The sequence below is a fragment of the Jannaschia pohangensis genome, from assembly GCF_900113875.1.
GTDB classification, from domain to species: Bacteria; Pseudomonadota; Alphaproteobacteria; order Rhodobacterales; family Rhodobacteraceae; genus Jannaschia; species Jannaschia pohangensis.
Map to the genome: position 1 here is coordinate 122,501 of NZ_FORA01000006.1, position 2,013 is coordinate 124,513.

1 tRNA gene and 2 rRNA genes (1 of these 3 running past the window's edge) are annotated in these 2,013 nt (G+C 54.3%); all 3 read left to right on the forward strand.

Going from position 1 to position 2,013, the window contains the following annotated elements:
* Window positions 1-1,333: ribosomal RNA gene (locus BM002_RS17295) — 23S ribosomal RNA — on the forward strand; it begins 1,499 nt to the left of the window's first position.
* An 86-nt stretch (window positions 1,334-1,419) separates the two neighbouring features.
* A 5S ribosomal RNA gene (rrf, locus tag BM002_RS17300) occupies window positions 1,420-1,534 on the forward strand.
* Between the two features lie 68 nt (window positions 1,535-1,602).
* Window positions 1,603-1,679, forward strand: a tRNA-Met gene (locus BM002_RS17305).
* Window positions 1,680-2,013 lie beyond the last annotated feature (334 nt).

The window sequence follows — 2,013 nt, forward strand, 5'->3', positions numbered from 1 at the left end:
TCGAGGGTAGTTCATCCTTATCGGATTGAATGGGCTGCTTAGAGGTTCCTGGAAATAGCCCCTCTATAAGATCGTACCCTAAACCGACACAGGTGGACTGGTAGAGAATACCAAGGCGCTTGAGAGAACGATGTTGAAGGAACTCGGCAAAATACCTCCGTAAGTTCGCGAGAAGGAGGCCCGGTTTCTACGCAAGTGGAAGCTGGGGGCACAAACCAGGGGGTGGCGACTGTTTACTAAAAACACAGGGCTCTGCGAAGTCGCAAGACGACGTATAGGGTCTGACGCCTGCCCGGTGCCTGAAGGTTAAAAGGAGGGGTGCAAGCTCTGAATTGAAGCCCAGGTAAACGGCGGCCGTAACTATAACGGTCCTAAGGTAGCGAAATTCCTTGTCGGGTAAGTTCCGACCTGCACGAATGGCGTAACGACTTCCCCGCTGTCTCCAACATCGACTCAGCGAAATTGAATTACCTGTCAAGATGCAGGTTACCCGCGGTTAGACGGAAAGACCCCGTGCACCTTTACTACAGCTTCAGACTGATATCAGGTCAAGCATGTGCAGGATAGGTGGTAGGCTTTGAAGCGTGGACGCCAGTCTGCGTGGAGCCATCCTTGAGATACCACCCTTGCTTCGCTTGATATCTAACCGCGGTCCGTTATCCGGATCCGGGACCCTCTGTGGCGGGTAGTTTGACTGGGGCGGTCGCCTCCTAAAGAGTAACGGAGGCGCGCGAAGGTTGGCTCAGATCGGTCGGACATCGATCGTTGAGTGCAATGGCAGAAGCCAGCCTGACTGCGAGACTGACAAGTCGAGCAGAGTCGAAAGACGGCCATAGTGATCCGGTGGTCCCAAGTGGGAGGGCCATCGCTCAACGGATAAAAGGTACGCCGGGGATAACAGGCTGATACTGCCCAAGAGTCCATATCGACGGCAGTGTTTGGCACCTCGATGTCGGCTCATCTCATCCTGGGGCTGGAGCAGGTCCCAAGGGTACGGCTGTTCGCCGTTTAAAGAGGTACGTGAGCTGGGTTTAGAACGTCGTGAGACAGTTCGGTCCCTATCTTCCGTGGGTGTAGGATATTTGAGAAGAGTTGCCCCTAGTACGAGAGGACCGGGGTGAACGATCCACTGGTGGACCAGTTGTTATGCCAATAGCAGTGCTGGGTAGCTATGATCGGACAGGATAACCGCTGAAGGCATCTAAGCGGGAAGCCCCCTTCAAAACAAGATATCCCTGAGGACCGTAGTAGACTACTACGTCGATAGGTCGGAGATGTAAGCGCAGCAATGCGTTCAGTTGACCGATACTAATTGTCCGATAGGCTTGATTTGATCCAGTAGAAGCTATGCTTCTCGTGGATATGTCAAAAGTATACACACACAGTCTGCTTGACTTGGAATTCGAAGGTTTTTCTCGGTTTGGTGATCATAGCGCAAGCAAAACACCCGGTCCCATCCCGAACCCGGCAGTTAAGTGCTGTCGCGCCAATGGTACTGCGTCTTAAGGCGTGGGAGAGTAGGTCATCGCCAAACCTAGTAAGACCTTCGGACGTATCTCTCTAACGATGACGACCCCATAGGAACACGGTCGTCGCGATTGGCGCGGGATGGAGCAGTCCGGTAGCTCGTCAGGCTCATAACCTGAAGGTCGTAGGTTCAAATCCTACTCCCGCAACCAACTCTAATTCGTCAATGATATCAACGCTCTCTATACCCTGCGTCCCGCGGGGTCTTTTGTCGTGCCCGGTTGAGAGCGTCAGGAGCGCCGCGAGCGCTCCTTCCAGGTGGATCGCCAGCCGACCTGTCTCTGCATCCGGAACAAGCACGATCCGGTCGATCAGACCGCGCAGCGCCTCCTTCGCGTCCAGCATGGCGTCCGGCTCCTGAAGCTGGTCGATCAGACTACCGATCTTCTCCCGGTATTGACCTGCATCCCTGAAACGTCCTCGAATTGAGGTTAGCCTTGAGGTGCCCCTGAATTTGTAGATGCCTTGCGCCCTAGCCTTGAGGCA